Origin of the sequence: Bacillus sp. L381, from assembly GCF_030284525.1 — a bacterium.
GTDB lineage: Bacteria > Bacillota > Bacilli > Bacillales > Bacillaceae > Bacillus > Bacillus amyloliquefaciens.
Map to the genome: position 1 here is coordinate 171,728 of NZ_CP127224.1, position 17,751 is coordinate 189,478.

Below are 17,751 nucleotides of genomic sequence, written 5' to 3' on the forward strand. Positions count from 1 at the left end.
AATGTATGCTTCCTGTTATCTAGTTTTGAGAGAACACTCTCAATGGTTTGGTGGCGATAGCGAAGAGGTCACACCCGTTCCCATGCCGAACACGGAAGTTAAGCTCTTCAGCGCCGATGGTAGTCGGGGGTTTCCCCCTGTGAGAGTAGGACGCCGCCAAGCTATCTTGACCCAGTTCATGATGAACTGGGTTTTTTATATGAAAGATCTCACAGATATAAAAAGCTAATGCCTTTCAAAGGCATTAGCTTTTTTTGTTTATATTGATTTTGCTTTGCTGCTGTGATTTTTAATACTGTTTGATTTTATTGTCTCGAGCATTCTTAAACTGAACACAATCAGCAGCATCAGGAGCATGAGTGCAGTAAACAGCCAGAACGCGGTTTGTGCGGGATACTCATCCAGGCTCCAGCCGACGGCGATCGGAAGGAGTGAGCCCCCTAATCCGTTTGAGGCAAGCAGAATACTCGTAGTTGTTTCTGTCTTTCCGGGGTAAAAATGATTGGTGATGATTAGGGCTATTGCAAACATGCCGGCCATGAACAGTCCTAAAAAGAAACAAAGGGCAAAACCGAACCATACGCTTTTACTTAGTGCTAATACAGCAAGTGCAGCCAGGCCGCCAACGCTTATAATACGGAGATAACGATGATATGTCAGCTTTTCTGATACCGGACCTGTTAATAACCTGCCGATAATCATCCCAGTCCAATACACTGTGACTGTTATCGTTGCTAAGGAGTTGGGGATATCCCATTTCTCAGCGAAGATAGAGGGGATAAAATGTACAATTGAAACTTCACTGCCGCCGTAAAAGAAGAAGTAAGCAGCCGCCAGGGCAATAAACAGCAATCCATGTGACCGATAACCGGTGCTTTCTTTTTTAGTGCCGTCGGAAGAGAGATCTTTGCGTATGAGAAGCTGATCAATGCTGCCGAAACTCATTTGTCTCCATGCAATTAAAAGTGCAAAACTGGATAACCCTAATACTAAAAAAGCAATTGTCCACATGTGGCTGTTGATAAGAAAGCCTGAAAGCAGAGGCATGAACAGCGCCCCTAATCCGTAAGCCACTTCCATCTTGCTCATAGCCACGGCTTGTCTTTCTTTAATAGCAGTGAGGATAATCGTGCCTACGCAGGATTCCACCAATCCAGCGCCGAGTCCTGCTATACTGACGAGAAGAAAGAGCAGCGGCCAGGGCGGCAGGAAGGTGATGAAAACTTCACAGCTGATGAGTGTCAGGCCGAAGATAACGACATTTTTACGCCCGAACTTTTTCACCATGTAAGGCATTCCGATGACACCCACGAGGAAACCCATGAACTGAGAAAATACTAGTACTCCGCCATTGCTGTAGGTTTGTGAATAATGTGTGAGTAACTCAGGCAGTACGGCTCCAAGAATAACAAGTGTAAAGGCAATCGATCCATAAGAAAAACAGCTTATCCACAGCAGACGAGTTTTCATCATTTTATCTCCTTATTGGTAAAATAATATTTCTCCCTACTCGTATGACATGATGTTTTTACAAAAAATCCAAGTATTGTTACTATATCACATAACTTTTTCTCGTACATCCCTTATGGTAACGTTAACAAATTGTTAACATTTTTTACAAGAAGATCGTTGACATTATTTTCAATTATTAATACGATAAAAAGCGAATTTCTAATAATTTCATAGGGGTGGTATTTGTGGGAACGAAGGAAATCACGAATCCAGACAGCTTGTATTACAGTGTTGACGATGTAGTAATGGAGCGCGGAGAAGGGATTTACTTGTACGATCAAGAAGGAAATGAGTATATTGATTGTGCTTCTGCCACGTTTAACTTGAATTTAGGATACGGTAACAAAGAAGTCATTGATACGGTTAAAGATCAAGCCGATAAGCTGATCCATGTGACATCGTCCTTTCAAACAGACGCTGTAAATAAACTAGCAGAAAAACTAGTTGAAATCGTCCCCGATAATCTCACAAAAGTACACCCTAAAGTCAGCAGCGGTTCCGGTGCGAATGAAGGAGCTATTAAAATGGCTCAGTATTACTCCGGGAAAACCGATGTCATCTCCTTATTTCGAAGCCACCTCGGACAAACCTATATGACATCCGCTTTGTCCGGCAACTCATTCAGAAAAGAACCTTTCCCGCCGCAAATCTCTTTTGGCCTACAAGTACCTGATCCCTATTGCAGCCGCTGTTTTTATAATCAGAAACCGGATTCGTGCGGTATGCTGTGCGTAGAAAGAATTAATGATTTTATTGAGTATGCGAGCAATGGAAAAATTGCCGCCATGATTATTGAACCGATATCCGGAAACGGTGGAAACGTCGTTCCGCCTAAAGAGTATTTTAAACAGCTGAGAAAGCTGTGTGATGAACATGATATCGCCCTGATCTTTGATGAAATTCAGACCGGGTTCGGGCGGACGGGTAAAATGTTTGCCGCGGACCATTTCGATGTGAAACCCAATATGATGACCGTAGCAAAAGGGCTCGGGGGCACAGGCTTCCAAGTTGCCGCCACTCTGACGGAGGACAAGTATACCGGACTTCCGGGATATACACATTCCTTTACGTACGGATCTAATGTGATGGCCGCTGCAGCCGCGTGTAAAACCATAGATATCATGCAGCGTCCGGGATTTTTGGAAAATGTAACGACGGTCGGAAATTATATTATGGATCGCTTAGAAACGATGAAAGAGGATTTTGCTTTTATTTCTGAAGTGAGAGGCGTCGGTCTGATGATCGGTGTGGAGATTGTCAAAGAGAACAATGAACCTGATGTGGAGCTGACCAATTTTATTGCCAAACGGGCGATGGATTACGGACTGATTCTCCGGACATCCCGTTACGGATTCGGAAATGTATTTAAAATCCGTCCGCCTTTAACCATTACACTTAGTGAAGCTGAGGTGCTCTGCTACAGACTTCGCAAGCTATTGGAGGAAATCAAGTGAGAGACTATATCATTGAGCTTGGACAATATGTTTATCAAAAGGTGAAAAATCAAAAAGGCACGCTGAAAAATCGGCTCGTAAACGGATATTCTCCCGGAGGCGATGCCCAATTTAATATAGACGCCGCTGCTGAGGAAGCGGTTGTGGATTATATTCAAGAAAAGGGCCATCCGGTTGCTTTTTACACGGAGGATGGCGGCCTAAAGCTGATTGGAGAGGATCCGCAATATATTTTAATTGTAGATCCGATAGACGGAACGCGCCCGGCCGCCGCGGGACTTGAAATGTCATGTATTTCGATTGCGCTTGCTTCCTATAAGCCAAACGCAAGGATTAAGGATATCGAATTTGCTTTTTTACTTGAATTGAAATCAGGCGCTTATATGTGCGGTGATATTTACAGCGATACCATTCAATTTGAAGGGTATCAGGGAGAATTGCCGAATTTGAGCGGAGTGCAGGATATTAAAAATATGTTTTGGAGCCTTGAGTTTAACGGGCATCCGGCGCAGCTGATGACGGACGCATACGGCCATTTGATTGACCAGTCGGCCAATAACGGCGGAGTCTTTGTTTTCAACAGCGCTTCTTATTCGATTTCACGCATTATTACGGGGCAGATGGATGCTTATGTGGATATCGGCAATCGTCTGCTGAAAGATGATCCGAAGCTGCTTGCAGATTTTCAGCAGGTCGGGAACGGACAGGTGCTGCACTTATTTCCTTATGATATTGCCGCGAGCGTCTTTTTGGCGAAGAAAGCGGGAGTGGTCATTACGGATGCGTACGGCCGGTCTTTAGACGACACGCTTCTGACAGATTTAAGTTATCAGAATCAGCAATCATGTATCGCGGCATCAACGAAGGAGCTTCATCAGACATTATTAGACCAAATCCGCTGGGGCAGAAAGGAAGAGAGATATGAAGGCGTTGGTCTGGACTCCTAATGATAAGCTTGAATATCAAGAGGTGGACGAGCCTCAAATTCGAAAAGCCAATGATGTGAAGGTGAAAATTTTCGGCACCGGTATCTGCGGCACGGACTTAAATGTGCTGAAAGGAAAAATGAATGCAACCCATCATATGATTATGGGGCATGAATCGGTGGGAGCGGTCGTGGAAGTCGGGCCGGACGTGACAAATGTAAAAGTCGGAGACCGCGTCGTGATAGATCCCACGCAGTTTTGCGGGAAATGCCATTATTGCCGGAGAGGGCTGACGTGTTATTGCGAAACCTTCGAGGATTGGCAGCTTGGAATCGGGGCGCACGGGACGTTTGCGGAATATTACGTGGGGGAAGACAGGTTCATGTACAAAATTCCGGATTCCATGGAATGGGAACGGGCCACTTTGGTTGAACCTCTCTCCTGTGTGCTGAACGTTGTGGATAAGGCTTCGATTCAGCCGGAGGATTCGGTTTTGGTTTTGGGTTCCGGACCGATCGGACTGCTTGTGCAAATGATGGTGAAAAAACTGGCACGATTGACGGTCGCGACTGAAATAGGCAGCTTCCGGAGTGAGGCGGCAAGCCGGATATCGGATTATGTCTACCACCCTGAAGCACTAACCGTGGATGAAGTGAAACGGATTAATCAAGGAAGAAAATTTGATGTGATTTTTGACGCGATCGGCAACCAGCTTGATTGGGCTTATCCTTTCATTGAAAAGGGAGGCAGAATTGTGCCGATGGGCTTCGATGATACGTATGAGATGACGATAAGGCCGTACCAGCTGCTGTCAAACGGCGTGACGATTGTGGGCACAGGTGAAGCCCGACAGATCATGGAGGCTGCGTTGGCATGTGCATCCGACCTTCCGCAGCTCTATGATTTCATTACTGAAAAGACAGAACTGAGGAATTATGAAGAAGCCATTGATCATCTCATGGGTATCGACCCGGTGACAAAAGAGAGAAAGGATATCAGCGCGATAAAAACCATTCTCGTGTCTGATCCGGAACTTTTATAAAAAATGGCGAAAACGGCTCAAATGAGAGCCGTTTTTCTTTCTTATTTATCCGGTCTTGCACATTTCTTTAAAATTTAATATGATACTCTTTGTTAACAATTCCTTTCCTCAACGACATTATACTCTGAGCGTGTCCTCTTTTGCTCCGTAAACCGTCCTCATATTCCCCAGATAAAATCAATGCTTCCAACTGATATGGTGCGGATTTTTATAGTGAAAAGGAGTCGTTATCATTTGAAAGATTATACATTACAGCAGCAATGGTTCGGAAATGTCCGTAAAGACATTCTGGCCGGTATTCTGGTTGCTCTCGCTCTGATCCCTGAGGCAATCGGATTTTCAATTATTGCAGGTGTCGATCCTATGGTCGGTCTTTACGCATCATTTTGCATCGCGATTATTATTTCGATCTTCGGCGGCAGACCGGGAATGATTTCAGCCGCTACAGGTTCGATGGCGGTAGTAATGGTGACTTTGGTGGCCGATTACGGACTGCAGTATTTGTTTGCGGCAACCATTTTGACAGGTATTATTCAATTTATTCTCGGGGTCAGTAAGATAGCGCGATTAATGAAATTTATTCCGCGTTCGGTCATGATCGGGTTTGTGAATGCTTTGGCGATCTTGATTTTTTCTGCGCAGCTGCCGCAGTTCAAAGGGGCATCCTGGGTTATGTACACCATGCTCGCCGGATCGCTGGCTATTATATATCTTTTGCCGAAGGTTACGACGGCCGTGCCGTCTCCGTTGGTGGCGATTATTGTCATGACGGTTATTGCGGTGGTTTTCCATGCGGATGTCCGCACAGTCGGTGATATGGGCGGAATTACAAGTTCACTTCCGCATTTCTTGATACCGGATGTTCCGTGGACGTTTGAGACATTGCGGATTATTTTCCCGTATTCACTGGCGCTTGCATTCGTCGGATTGCTTGAGTCATTGCTGACGGCCCAGATCATTGATGAAATGACGGATACGGATAGTGATAAGAACAAAGAAAGCCGCGGACAAGGAATCGCTAATATTGTGAACGGATTTTTCGGAGGTATGGCCGGATGCGCCATGATCGGCCAGTCCGTCATTAATACGAAAGCCGGCGGACGCGGCCGGTTATCAGCTTTTACGGCAGGAGCGTTTTTAATGTTTTTAATTGCCGTGTTAAGCGGTATCGTTGTGAAAATACCGATGGCTGCGCTGGTGGCGGTGATGGTTATGGTGTCCATCGGCACTTTTGATTGGTCATCGATTAAAGGCTTGCGGAAAGCGCCCCTTACGGATTCAATCGTTATGGTTATTACCGTCTTGACGGTCGTCCTGACAAATGATTTATCGAAGGGTGTTTTCGTGGGGGTGTTATTAAGCGCGATCTTTTTCACAGCTAAAATTTCTAAGCTGAAGATTGTGTCACATTCCGAACAGAAAGATGTCAGAACATATAAGGTAACGGGACAGATCTTTTTTGCTTCCGTATCTGAGCTGATGAATGCCATCGTTTATGATGAAGATGTGAAACGGATTGTCATTGATTTGACAGGCGCCCACGTGTGGGATGATTCAGGAGCGGCGGCTCTTGAGAAAATTGTCGCCAAATGTAAAGAATACGGAATTGAGGCTGAATTAAAGGGATTAAATCAGAAAAGCCGAGATTTAATGAAGCAAATGGCATAGAATTTGTGAAGTCCGGATGAATATATCCGGGCTTTTTTTCGGTTAAATTTGCCGGTGTGCATTGTTATAATGAATGAGACTTGAAAACCGTATATAGGAGACTTGCATATGATGTGGCTTCAGAAGATGAACCAAGTGTTGGGGAGAATCATGCCGCTTTTGACTCCGTCAAGTGTGGCGGCGGGTGTGCTGTTATCTCAGCATATCAGCTGGATGGCCGGCGCTGTGCCGTGGATTTTTGCATTTATTACATTTACGGGCAGTCTGAGTGCCAATTTTCAATCGCTGAAGCGAAGTATTGAACAGCCGCTCCCGATGATCATGGCATTGTTTGTTCTGCATATTTTCATGCCTGTTTTTGCATGGGGAAGCGGTCATCTGATATTCAGCGGTGACCCTTTAACTGTGACGGGGCTGATTATGGGTGTGGTGATTCCGACCGGAATTACGAGTTTGATTTGGGCCGCGATGTATAAGGGGAATGTCGGATTGACACTGTCTATAATCCTGGTTGATACCGTACTGTCTCCTTTTATCGTACCGCTGAGCCTTTCTGTCCTGGCCGGGGCAAATGTCCAGATGGATGTGTGGGGAATGATGAAAGGGCTTTTGGAAATGGTGGTGCTTCCGTCTATCGCAGGGATGATGGTCAACCAGTTTTCCCCGCCGGTCAGGACACAGACGATAAGCCGGACGCTGTCTCCTTTTTCAAAACTCTGTCTGATGATAGTCATTGCCATTAACAGTTCGGAAATCGCGCCGTATGTTACGCACTTGGATATCAAATTTGCGGGCATCGCGGCCATGGTATTTTTTATTGCCATGACGGGTTATGCTGTGGCTTGGCTGATCGGAAGGCTGTTGAAGCGGAGTCAGGATGAAATTGTCTCTCTGATTTATACGGGAGGCATGCGCAATATCAGTGCCGGGGCCGTTCTCGCCGTTTCTTTTTTTCCGTCGCAAGTGGCGGTTCCGGTCGTCATCGGGATGCTTTTTCAGCAAATCCTTGCCGCTTTATTCGGCTATTTGCTGAGGCGCTTTGAACTTAAGCCGGTCGTTATGAAATATGAAAAAAACCGCTCAGCCACGTGAGCGGTTTTTTCCGTACAGCCAGCTAAGAGCTGAATTGAATTGTCTTTTGAACGCTTCTTGATGGTGTACGGCGCCCTCTTCAATTGTGAAAGAGAGCTGAGATTGAGAGAAGCCTTTTTGCCTCATGCTTTCATGCACGTCTCTATTTTGTCGGACCATGGAGTTTTGGATGTTGTTTTTATGCTCAGCTTCACGGCTGCCGACAGACATATAGATGCGCTGCCGTGTCGGCAGCAAAGGTGCGGAGCGGACATAGTCTGCCGATTTTTCATACCAGAAGGACCCGGAGATACAGCCGATTCTGCCGAATATCTCAGGCTTCTGTAACATCGCGTACATTGAAAACAATCCGCCTAATGACGCGCCGATCAGGCCTCTTGTTTCCGGGCCTGGAGACATGTGATGCATATCTTCAACCATTGGAATGATGGTATTTGTCAGGTCTTCAAGAAAGAGGCTCCCTTTGCCGCCGAAATCATAAAACGCAGGGCTCAGGGAAGGCGCAGGCCAGGGTGTGTACTCATCGAGCCTGTTATCCGGTTTGATGCCGGCGAAAATCAATTCAGGGAGTGTTCCGTTCGCAAATTGGAATTCAAGTTTATCCATCTGCTCTAAAAACAAAGCACCCCCATCAAGTACGTAAACCCAGGGTAAAGCCTTAGTTTGAACCGAATAGGAGGGAGGAAGATACACCGTGCATTCCTTTCCGTTTATCCGGTGTTCTGTGAGTGTGCCTCTCATGCGTCCAATCCCTTTTTTTGCTTAAACAGAAGAAAAAAGAAATAAGGAACGCCGAGAATCGCAAGAATAATGCCCGCCGGCACCTCTGATGGCTGAAAGAACAATTTGCCCGCGAAATCGGCGGATATGACGAGAAGCATGCCGACCAGTCCGCTGACCGGTAATGAATATCTGTGTTCAATTCCGGCAAGCCTGCGGGAAATATGAGGCGCGATCAGTCCGACAAACGCCATGCTGCCCGCTGCGGTCACACATGCGCTGATCAGAGCGATGCAGGCAACGAGTAAAATGGTTTTTTCTTTATTGGATGAAACACCGAGGCTTTTCACCGTGTCCTCATCGAAACGTATAGTATCCAGCAATGACGTTTTCGCCATCAGCAGAGGAATGAACACGATCAGCCACGGCAGTATCGCCGTAATGGTCATCCAGTTTGCCGACCAGATGCTGCCGTTCTTCCAGACCATCGCCATCTCATAGTCCTGCGGGTCCATTTTTAATGAAAGAAATAGAGACAGTGCGCTGAATCCGGAATTCATGGCGATTCCGACGAGAATAATTCTGCCGGATTCCAAATGGCCCCGGTGCCAGGCAAAAATATAAATCAGCACGGCCGCCATCAATCCTCCGATGAGGCCGAAGACAGGCATGCCCATGGCGGATGCAAGCGCCGTCGCTTCAGATTGCCCCTGAAACAGAAGCATAAACGCGACGATTCCCGCTCCGGCTCCGGCATTGATGCCTAAAATACCGGGATCGGCCAGCCCGTTCTTGGTAATGGCCTGAATAACGGTTCCGGCTATCCCCAAACCGAGCCCGATGGCTGCCGCCATGACAATGCGCGGCAGCCTCAGCTGAAACAGCAAAATTTCATATTGAGGATTCGGATGGATGTGGAAAAGCGTGCTGAGCAGTTCACCCGGCTTTGCGGAAAAAGAACCGCTTGTCATGCTGAAATAGCTTACGAGCAATATGAGAACAATCAGTATGAGATAAATTCCGGCCATTTTACGCACCGCGCTGATCCCCTCCTTTTCTTTTAATCAAATAAAGAAAGAAAGGAACACCGATGATAGAAGTAACAACTTCAATAGGTGTCTCAAACGGATAATTGATCAATCGGCTGGCAAGATCGCAAAGGGTCAGGAAGACGCCGCCGATGATGCACGCGCAGGGAATCAGCCTGCTGTAGTCTGATCCGACGAGAAAGCGTGTGATGTGCGGAACGACCAAACCGACAAAGGCAATTTTTCCGGCGAGCGCCACCGAGCTTCCGGTCAATATGACAACGGCCGCCATCGCCATGAGTTTGATGGTTCTTTTCTGCTGTCCCAGACTTTTTGAAATGTCGTCTCCTAATGATACGGCTGTGACCTTTTTGCTGAGAATCATGGCCGTGATGATTCCGATAGCGAAAAACGGGACGGCCAGTTTCAAAAAATCAGGGTTCATTTGATGCAGTCTCGCACTGTACCAAAAACTGAGATCCTGCGAGATTTGAAAATAAATCGAAAGCGCGGCCGACAGACTGCTGAGAAGCATACTTGTCACCGTTCCGATAATGGCAAGCTGCACCGGGGTAAAACCGCCGGGAAGAATGGAGGCCAGCCCGAAAACAAGGGCGGCGCCGAAAGCGGAACCGATAAACGAGTATATGATCATTTCAATGGACGTCGATTGAGGGAGCAATACCATGCAAAGAGTAATGATAAAAGCGGAGCCGTCCGACACACCCATGATCGAAGGCGAGGCCAGATAGTTCCGTGTGATTCCCTGCATGAGCGCTCCGGAAACAGCAAGGGCGGCGCCGATAAACATCGCGCCGGCAGCCCTTGGGATTCTTGAATGCCATATGATCTGATGGTCGGTATTCTCCGGATTAAAGTGCAGCAATGCGGAGAACACGGTATGGACGTCAAGCTGCTTTGCGCCGTATAAAACGGAAAGCAGCAGCGACAGAACAATGGCAATCGGTGAAGCGATGATAATAATGTGTGTCCGCCGTTTTGCATACATGTGAAAACCTACTCTTTATTAGTCTTGAGTCAACTTATCAGCCGCAACCTGTAAGAAGCGGATTTTACTCCAAGCGGTTCCGCCTTGAGCTAATGGATCAATCGTATTGACGTATACATGGTCTTTTTTGACTGCCGTCAGGCTCTTCCAGATCGGATTTTTCTCTAAATCTTTCAACGCGTCCGGTTTATCCGCGTTTTCATCATCAGAGAATTGTACGAAGATATGGTCGGGATTCATTTCGCTTAATTTTTCAAGAGAAATCAGTTCCTGCGCTTTAGCCGCTTTGACTTCAGCCGGCGCCTTCAGACCTAAATCACCGTATAGCGTGGAGTTGAAATAAACCTGTTCAGGGTAAATATAAATATTGCCTTGTCTGATTCTGATAACCAGCGCGTTTGACTGTTTCGCTTTGCTGTTGATCTTTGTTTTTGTCTTTTTCAGATCCTGCTCGTAATCGGCAATGATTTCTTTCGCTTTTTTCTCTTTACCGGTAAGCTGGGCGAGCAGCATCATGTTTTCTTTCCAGTTTGATGAGATATGAGAGACAGGAATGGTCTCAGCGGTGCCGCTCAATTTTTTCAATGTTTTTTCCGGGAATTTGGTTGATGCCAGAATGACGTCCGGCTGCAGCTCAAGAATTTTTTCCATATTCGGCTGCATTTTTTCACCGGTTGATACGGATTTATCTGTAATATCTTTAAACAGTTCCGGGAATTTGCCGGAGAATGGAATCGCTCCTGCCGGATGGACGTCGAGTAATTTGGCGTCTTCCATTGACTCTACGCTGCCTGTAATGGCGATTTTGTCAGTCGGCGTTTTGACTTCATATGTTTTTCCGAGATATTCGATTTTCTTTTTATCTGAAGAAGCGTCCTTTCCTTTACTTGCTGTATCGGATGTTTCTGAGCTTCCGCAAGCCGCGGCCGTGAAAGCCAAAAGCAAAATCATGAAAGCGAATGCCAATTTCTTCATCTATTGTTCCTCCTGTTCAATTGATAACTATTATCAATTGGAATTATAGAGAATGAACAGAGATAAGACCATGGACAATTTCCGGTATTACCATGGACGATCTTCGGAAAAAATGGAAATGCTTTGCTCAATGATCCGCTGATGGCCGCTTGGAGAATATTCAATCCACGGGTCGGATGAAATGGGAAACACGCGTTTATTGCTGACGGCTCTAAGGTTCTGCCATATCTCGGTCTGCTGAATGTGTTGAAAATAGCGAAGTGTTTCCGGTTCTTTGCAAGTAAAAAGCATGATGCAGTCAGCTTGGCAATCCGCCAGCATGTCCAATGAAATCTTTTCGTCGGCAGCAAAGGATTCCGGTTTTGCTGAAGCAAAGCCTAAATCGCCGAAGAAGACTTCCTCAATGCTGTTGTTATGGGCGATATACATATTTTCTTTGTACACACGGACAAATAAGAAACGCTGATGCCGCACATATTGAAGCGACTCCTTCGCTGATTGTGCAAGGCTTTGATAGGCTTCAAGCCAGTGCTTTGCTTCCTGTTCTTCATTCAGGTAAGCGGCTGTGCGCAGAAACTGATCTCTCCAATTTTCTTGAGTCGGCAGGTAGAAAACTTCGGTGATATCATTCAGGCGCTGTTTTTCTTCTTCACTGACAGAATCCAGACTGAAAATGATGTCAGGCGCAGCTTGAGACAGCGTATGTAAGTTCTCTTTCCAATCTGCGTTGTAGCGGTAAGCGCTCAGGTGAACAGGAATGTCGGAAGAGAATTGTTTGTAATAATAGGCCGTCCATTTCGGGTGAAGCGCCGCAGCGTAAGGCACGTGATGAAGCGGGATCAGATGCCCGATCATTTCTTTCCCGTACGCAGCCATTTTTGTGCGTCTTTTTTTCATATAGCTTGTAGGTGAGCTGCCGGTATGTTTTTTAAAGATGCGGCTGAAATAAAATTCGTCCTGGTAGCCGATTTGATGAGCGATTTCCCGCAGTTTGCAGCTGGCTTTGGCCATCAGTCTTTTTGCATTGGTCATGCGGATGTCTGTGATATATTCTGTTACGCTCTGCCCATATAGCTTTTTAAAGGATTCACTGTAATGCTTGGGGCTGATCCCCGCCATTTGCGCGAGCTGGGTGAGCGTGATTTTTGTGTCGAATTGTGCATGTATGAATTGTTTTGTCTGTTCGATCGCCGCTTTCGTATTGTTCTGATGACACACTTTTGCGGCATATAGGTCGTACATCAGCTGCTGAAAATCGGCTGTTGATTTCATTTTCTGCAAGGCGTCCGCTGATCGCACATTTTCGGAAAGTGACTGAAGCCTGCTTGTTAAATGTTCAACAGTCTGCAAATTCATTTGCTGAAGTCCGTGAAAGATGTCTCCCCCATTAACCGGAAGCATCGCTTCTTCGTCTGATAAATAGGAAAAAACACGGAGTCTGACAATATACAAATGGATGCCGTCTGAAGGCATAGGGTCAATATTGAATGTCTCATCACGAGGACAGATGTAGAGTGTTTCCTTCTGGAGCGGGAAGCTGTCTGTTCCGATATCAATTTTTCCCTCGCCTTTCACATGAAAGATCAGTACGGGGGAATCAGTGAGCTGATGCTCTGACAGAAGGTCGGCTGTTTTTTTTACGGAGATGATATCAATTGGCTGAAAGAATAATGTGTTTTTCATGAGAAACCACCTTTTAGGAAACATTCATTTAAATGATAACTGTTATCATTTGAATTGTACCAAATAAATGAATGTTTTCCTATAAAAAGGCGGAAATGCAAAACACGTCAAAATGTTACACGTGTAACACGAATCTTGTCAGTATATGAGGTATTGCTTTCTTACGGGCTTGAATTGGTCAAGCCGGCGCTGATATGTGCTGATGATGTCTTGTATGGAAGCGCTTTGTTCTATTTTTTTGCGTACCCAGCCGTTGCCGATCAGCTTGTCAAAAGCTCCTGTCGGCAGGAATGTGAAGTCATTCGGATACAAGTCATGCATGGTTTTCAGAATGGAGAGCCCTGTTTTTACCGCTTCAAATGTGTTTCTGTTTGTTACGTAGACTTGTACGCCGTGGCATAGCTTGCCTTGATGCTTGGAGAAGCTCGGGATGAATGAAGCGGCTCTGAAGGTGACGCCGGGAAGCTTGAGATTGTTAAGGCGTTCTTCGAGCTCTGTGCTCTTCATATAAGGCGCACCGATAAGTTCAAACGGCTTCGTCGTGCCTCTCCCTTCAGATACATTTGTGCCTTCAATTAAGCCTGTTGCCGAATATGCGAATATGCTGTCCGGGGTCGGGATGTTTGGCGAAGGGAGGACGAACGGCAGACCGGTATCTTCAATCGTCATCGTCCGCTTCCAGCGCTTCATCTTTACGACGGTGAGGTCAGCGCCAATATGAAACTCTTTATTGAATAAGAGAGCAAGCTCGCCGATAGTCATGCCGTGCTTCAGCGGGATGGGATAAAGTCCGACAAATGAAGCGTAATCAGGTTCAAGAACCGGGCCGTCGGGATTTCGTCCGCCTTGCGGATTCGGCCGGTCCAAGACATAGAAAGGAATGCCTTTTTCTTTGGCCGCTTCCATGGCATATGCCATTGTATAAATGTAGGTGTAGTATCGCGTTCCGACATCCTGAATATCGAAAATCAGCACATCCGTATCTTTCAGCATGTCAGGCGTCGGTTTTCTCGTTTCTCCGTAAAGACTGTAGACGGGAAGCCCTGTTTTTTCGTCTATATAGGATGTGACTTTGTCTCCGGCCTGAGCATCCCCGCGAACACCGTGCTCCGGTCCGAATAATGCCGTCAAATGCATGTCTTGTGCCTCGTAAAGCACATCAACGCTGCTTTTCAATGTTGAGTTCACACCGGTCGGATTAGTGATCAGCCCAATCCTTTTTCCCTTCAATTCTTGTTTATAATCTTTCAGCAGGCGGTCGATGCCTGTTTCGATGCTTGGTTTCTTGGCAGTGTGTGAATTTCTGTCAGAAGCCGCCGAGACTGCCGTCATGGCACTGATGACGACTAATCCGGCGAGAAGCGCAGCCGTTTGTGTTTTCATGATCAGCCCTCCTGTTTAAAGCGGTTTCCCGGTTTTCAAATTAATTCCGAAACCATAAGGGTACAGTGTCGTTCCCGGATGAGTGACGGAAGGAATGTCAACGGGCAGCCTGCCTTTCGGTTGTGTCTGTCCGAATATCGCTTCAATACCTGCCGGAATGTTTGGCTGGAGAAATTGTCCGTCTGTATATCCTTTAAAGCCGTAGACTGCGATAAGGGCTTCAGCTTCTTCAAAATTCGCGGCGTCGTAAGGATTGCGAAGGCTCATCAGTACAAAGGGTTTTTTGTTCGATTGTGCGGATTTCATGACGGCCCGCGGAAATGCCGTCGTCCACTTGCCGGGATCTGTGACAGAATCGTCAATGTTGCCGTCGTCTACGACAGGGTCATTTTTCACGACATATGAGCCTGTAATGACGTAATCGGCGTCGGATACGAGCTTTTTATACTCATCATTAAATGTGCGCTCGGCGAAGTTCATTTTACTGATAGTTACCGGCCGGATCTTTTTCTTCTTCATGAGCTGCCGGATGGTTTGTTCCATTGATGCTGTTTGATCTTCATAAGGAGCGGCAATGAGAACGCGGCTGTTCTTTTTCGGTTTGAATGGAAGCGTGCGGTTTTTGTTTTGTAAGACGGTGACGGATCTTTCCGCGATTTGTTTTTCAGCTTTCAGATGGTTTTTGCTTCCGACGGTTTGCTTCGCTTTTGCGACCTTCTTTGTCAGACTTGTTTCTTTCGGTGCGGGATATATACCTCTTTTTATTTTCAGGGAAATGATGCGTTCCGCCGATTTGTTAATTTGCTGAAGCGGAATTTCCCCTTTCTGAACCGCCTTTTTTAAAGCGGAAAGAACTTGGGCAAAGCGGTTTTCTGTTTGCAGCGATGTCACTTGGGCCGGCATCAGGGCGATATCGACTCCTGCTTTTACGGCCATGACGACCGCCTCTTCCTGGCCGAAATGATCGGCAATGGCTTTCATATTTAATGCATCCGTGACAATGACGCCGTTAAATCCCATTTCCTCACGGAGAAGATGAGTCATCACTTTTTTCGAGAGTGTGGCGGGTACGAGGATGTCTGAACCGTCCAGCTTGCTTTTATAAGTTGTATCGTCAAAAGCGGGAAATTGTACATGGGCTGTCATGATCATATCGGCCCCGGCCTGAATGGCTTTCCGGAACGGATAAAGTTCAATCTGACGCAGCCTTTCTTGACTGTGGGTGACAAGCGGGAGGCCGTAGTGGCTGTCGACATCCGTATCGCCGTGTCCCGGGAAATGTTTGACGGCGGCAGCGACATCCTGTTTTTGCTGAGCCTTCATTGAGGCAAGGCCGAGTGATGCTGTCAGATCACGGTCTGAGCTGAATGACCTGACGCCGATGACCGGATTTCCGGGATTATTATTGATATCGAGAACGGGAGCGAAATTCGTATTAATGCCAAGTGCTTTCAGTTCTTTCCCGATTATGGCGCCGGTCTGGGACGCGTAGGCTGTTTTTCTCGCGGCTCCGAGTGCCATATTGCCTGGGAAATGAGTGCCTTCACCAAGTCTTGTTACAATGCCGCCTTCTTGATCAATGCTTAATAAAAGCGGAATATCAGGGCTCGCCTTTTGAAAGGCATCTGTCAGGCGGACCGTTTGCTCAGTGCTTTTTACATTTTCTGCAAATAAGATAACGCCGCCGAACCGGTACTTTTGAATAAGCCCTGCGACTTCTTCATTCATTTGGGTAAGAGCCTCAGGGGATGACTGCCCCTTCTTTTGCCAATTGCGAAAATCAGGCATGAGCATCTGCCCCAGTTTTTCATCTAATGTCATGCGAGATACCGCTTGTTCCGCCTGTGACGGAATGTCCGGTTTTGTCGATGCATGAGGTGTGCCGGAAACAATGAATAACAGTAATACAGCTGAGATGACAAGTTTCATAATGATGTCCTCCTGTCGTCATAGTGTAGACAAAAGACTTGGGGTGTCATTCAATGGCTTCATAAATCGCTTTTACAACGCTGCCGTAGCTTCCGGTCGGGAAAAGATCCCCTTCGAAAACATTGGGGTTTTCACCGGGGCTGACGACGGGGGAATGCTTTTTGTTGGTCAAAAGTGCGATCCCCAGGCTATAAGCGGGGTCAATGATCGTGACGGTGCCGGTCCATCCGGTATGGCCGTAAGCCTGCCTGCTTGCATACGGACCGAACATCCACTCCATATCAGGGCTGCCGTTTTTCCGCCAGCCGAGAGCGAAAGTCGGGTCAGATGAAGCCGCCGTTGTGAACAGATCGGCCGTTTGTTTATTGAAGAGAGAAACGTGTTTGTAGGTGCCGCCGTTCAGCATGACTTGAAGAAGGACGGCCATGTCATCAGCTCTGGAAAACAGTCCTGCATGGCCGGACACTCCTCCCATTGAGTAAAATGCTTTTTCGTCGTGAACCTCGCCTTGCAGCGTATACGTCCTGATGTGAGGAAAATGGATGACCCCGTCACGCGTGTTGCCTAAACGTTCAGTGGCTGCGAATGCTTTTTCTTTGAAGCCTTTTTGCAGCGGATTGAACAGGGTATGCTTCAGTTTCAGCGGTTTATACAGTTCTTGCTCCGCATAAGCATCGAGGGTTTTTCCGGTTATGTTTTCAATGATGCAGCCGAGAAGCATGTAACCGATATCACTGTATACGTGCTTTGTCCCCGGTTTGTATTCAAGCGGGATTTGGGTGAGAAAACGGATCGTTTTGTCCCGTTGTTGTGAATAAAAAGGGCCCGCCGTGTCAGGCTGATAGAAATAAAAACTTGCCGGCAGACCGGATTGATGCTGGAGCACATCAATGACGCGTATGCGGTCTTTCCCTTGAACCGGATCGCTTTTTCTGTCTTTGAAATCGGGAAGGTAAGCCGAGACTTTTTCGTATACTTCAAGCTTCCCCTGACTGACGAGGCGCTGTAATGCAAAATTCGCCGCGTACATTTTTGTATTGGAGGCTAAATCAAACATAGTTGATGTTTTCATTTTTTTCGGATGGGATAAAAGAACGTTCCCGTCATATTTTTTGCTGTAGCCGTATGCTTTCTTTTTTATCACTCGTCCGTCCTTTACGACGACGAGGACGGCTCCCGGGAATCCTGCTGCAATGTCTTTTTCAATCATTTGATCAACCTTTCTGAGCTTTGCTGTATCGTATAATTTGGATTGGGCGAAGGCTTTGTGCTGCGGCAGAAAAGAGAAGCTGATGACTATTATGAGTATGGCGGCTGCCAGTGTTTTCAT

The 17,751-nt window shown here is 46.7% G+C and carries 14 protein-coding genes and 1 rRNA gene; 6 read left to right on the forward strand and 9 right to left on the reverse strand.

The annotated features are described in order from the left end of the window. Positions 1-46: 46 nt before the first annotated feature. A 5S ribosomal RNA gene (gene rrf, locus QRX25_RS00995) occupies positions 47-162 on the forward strand. A 96-nt stretch (positions 163-258) separates the two neighbouring features. Here rrf and QRX25_RS01000 read toward each other — a convergent pair. Then, complete coding sequence (locus tag QRX25_RS01000; RefSeq protein WP_212101616.1) at positions 259-1,470, reverse strand: MFS transporter; 1,212 nt, start codon at positions 1,468-1,470, stop codon at positions 259-261. Positions 1,471-1,697: 227 nt separating this feature from the next. Between QRX25_RS01000 and QRX25_RS01005 the strand changes: the two genes are divergently transcribed. The 5 genes from QRX25_RS01005 to QRX25_RS01025 all read left to right on the forward strand — a co-directional run bounded on the left by QRX25_RS01005 (position 1,698) and on the right by QRX25_RS01025 (position 7,694). Beyond that, positions 1,698-2,966 (forward strand): aspartate aminotransferase family protein, encoded by a 1,269-nt coding sequence (locus QRX25_RS01005; protein WP_212100097.1) that lies wholly within the window; start codon positions 1,698-1,700, stop codon positions 2,964-2,966. Then, positions 2,963-3,913 (forward strand): inositol monophosphatase family protein, encoded by a 951-nt coding sequence (locus QRX25_RS01010; protein WP_212100100.1) that lies wholly within the window; start codon positions 2,963-2,965, stop codon positions 3,911-3,913. Before QRX25_RS01005 ends, QRX25_RS01010 begins: the two co-directional genes overlap by 4 nt. Then, positions 3,888-4,934 carry a zinc-dependent alcohol dehydrogenase gene (locus QRX25_RS01015; RefSeq protein WP_212100102.1) on the forward strand — a complete coding sequence of 349 codons (1,047 nt, stop codon included), beginning with the start codon at positions 3,888-3,890 and terminating at the stop codon, positions 4,932-4,934. Before QRX25_RS01010 ends, QRX25_RS01015 begins: the two co-directional genes overlap by 26 nt. A 195-nt stretch (positions 4,935-5,129) precedes the next feature. Continuing rightward, positions 5,130-6,602: a SulP family inorganic anion transporter gene (locus QRX25_RS01020; protein ID WP_212101619.1), complete on the forward strand. Its 1,473-nt coding sequence runs from the start codon at positions 5,130-5,132 to the stop codon at positions 6,600-6,602. Between the two features lie 150 nt (positions 6,603-6,752). Continuing rightward, on the forward strand, positions 6,753-7,694 hold the full coding sequence (locus tag QRX25_RS01025) for a bile acid:sodium symporter family protein (protein ID WP_212101622.1): 942 nt from the start codon (positions 6,753-6,755) through the stop codon (positions 7,692-7,694). On the opposite strand, the gene QRX25_RS01030 is transcribed toward QRX25_RS01025, so the two are convergent. The 8 genes from QRX25_RS01030 to pbp4b form a co-directional block, all read right to left on the reverse strand. Then, entirely contained in the window at positions 7,683-8,435 is a 753-nt protein-coding gene (locus tag QRX25_RS01030) for an alpha/beta hydrolase (RefSeq protein ID WP_212100104.1), read from the reverse strand. The two genes, QRX25_RS01025 and QRX25_RS01030, sit on opposite strands and share 12 nt — an antisense overlap. Continuing rightward, positions 8,432-9,442, reverse strand: coding sequence for an iron ABC transporter permease FeuC (gene feuC / locus QRX25_RS01035; protein WP_038462564.1), 1,011 nt, complete (start codon positions 9,440-9,442; stop codon positions 8,432-8,434). Before feuC ends, QRX25_RS01030 begins: the two co-directional genes overlap by 4 nt. Before the next feature lies 1 nt (position 9,443). Then, complete coding sequence (locus QRX25_RS01040; protein ID WP_014469629.1) at positions 9,444-10,451, reverse strand: FecCD family ABC transporter permease; 1,008 nt, start codon at positions 10,449-10,451, stop codon at positions 9,444-9,446. Between the two features lie 18 nt (positions 10,452-10,469). After that, entirely contained in the window at positions 10,470-11,426 is a 957-nt protein-coding gene (locus QRX25_RS01045) for an iron-hydroxamate ABC transporter substrate-binding protein (protein WP_212100106.1), read from the reverse strand. A gap of 87 nt (positions 11,427-11,513) precedes the next feature. Next, positions 11,514-13,109 (reverse strand): bacillibactin transport transcriptional regulator Btr, encoded by a 1,596-nt coding sequence (gene btr, locus QRX25_RS01050; RefSeq protein ID WP_212100108.1) that lies wholly within the window; start codon positions 13,107-13,109, stop codon positions 11,514-11,516. Between the two features lie 138 nt (positions 13,110-13,247). Then, positions 13,248-14,492 carry an exo-beta-N-acetylmuramidase NamZ family protein gene (locus tag QRX25_RS01055; RefSeq protein ID WP_212100111.1) on the reverse strand — a complete coding sequence of 415 codons (1,245 nt, stop codon included), beginning with the start codon at positions 14,490-14,492 and terminating at the stop codon, positions 13,248-13,250. A 15-nt stretch (positions 14,493-14,507) separates the two neighbouring features. Then, positions 14,508-16,421 (reverse strand): glycoside hydrolase family 3 protein, encoded by a 1,914-nt coding sequence (locus tag QRX25_RS01060; RefSeq protein ID WP_212100113.1) that lies wholly within the window; start codon positions 16,419-16,421, stop codon positions 14,508-14,510. A 46-nt stretch (positions 16,422-16,467) separates the two neighbouring features. After that, complete coding sequence (pbp4b, locus tag QRX25_RS01065) at positions 16,468-17,751, reverse strand: penicillin binding protein PBP4B (RefSeq protein ID WP_212100115.1); 1,284 nt, start codon at positions 17,749-17,751, stop codon at positions 16,468-16,470.

Excerpts from the sequence above, each read along its gene's own strand:
- QRX25_RS01000 (WP_212101616.1), bottom strand. The coding sequence starts at position 1,470 with ATGAAAACTCGTCTGCTGTGGATAAGCTGTTTTTCTTATGGATCGATT.
- QRX25_RS01015 (WP_212100102.1), top strand. The coding sequence starts at position 3,888 with ATGAAGGCGTTGGTCTGGACTCCTAATGATAAGCTTGAATATCAAGAG.
- QRX25_RS01020 (WP_212101619.1), top strand. The coding sequence starts at position 5,130 with ATGGTGCGGATTTTTATAGTGAAAAGGAGTCGTTATCATTTGAAAGAT.
- QRX25_RS01025 (WP_212101622.1), top strand. The coding sequence starts at position 6,753 with ATGCCGCTTTTGACTCCGTCAAGTGTGGCGGCGGGTGTGCTGTTATCT.
- QRX25_RS01030 (WP_212100104.1), bottom strand. The coding sequence starts at position 8,435 with ATGAGAGGCACACTCACAGAACACCGGATAAACGGAAAGGAATGCACG.
- feuC (WP_038462564.1), bottom strand. The coding sequence starts at position 9,442 with ATGGCCGGAATTTATCTCATACTGATTGTTCTCATATTGCTCGTAAGC.
- QRX25_RS01040 (WP_014469629.1), bottom strand. The coding sequence starts at position 10,451 with ATGTATGCAAAACGGCGGACACACATTATTATCATCGCTTCACCGATT.
- QRX25_RS01045 (WP_212100106.1), bottom strand. The coding sequence starts at position 11,426 with ATGAAGAAATTGGCATTCGCTTTCATGATTTTGCTTTTGGCTTTCACG.
- btr (WP_212100108.1), bottom strand. The coding sequence starts at position 13,109 with ATGAAAAACACATTATTCTTTCAGCCAATTGATATCATCTCCGTAAAA.
- QRX25_RS01055 (WP_212100111.1), bottom strand. The coding sequence starts at position 14,492 with ATGAAAACACAAACGGCTGCGCTTCTCGCCGGATTAGTCGTCATCAGT.
- QRX25_RS01060 (WP_212100113.1), bottom strand. The coding sequence starts at position 16,421 with ATGAAACTTGTCATCTCAGCTGTATTACTGTTATTCATTGTTTCCGGC.
- pbp4b (WP_212100115.1), bottom strand. The coding sequence starts at position 17,751 with ATGAAAACACTGGCAGCCGCCATACTCATAATAGTCATCAGCTTCTCT.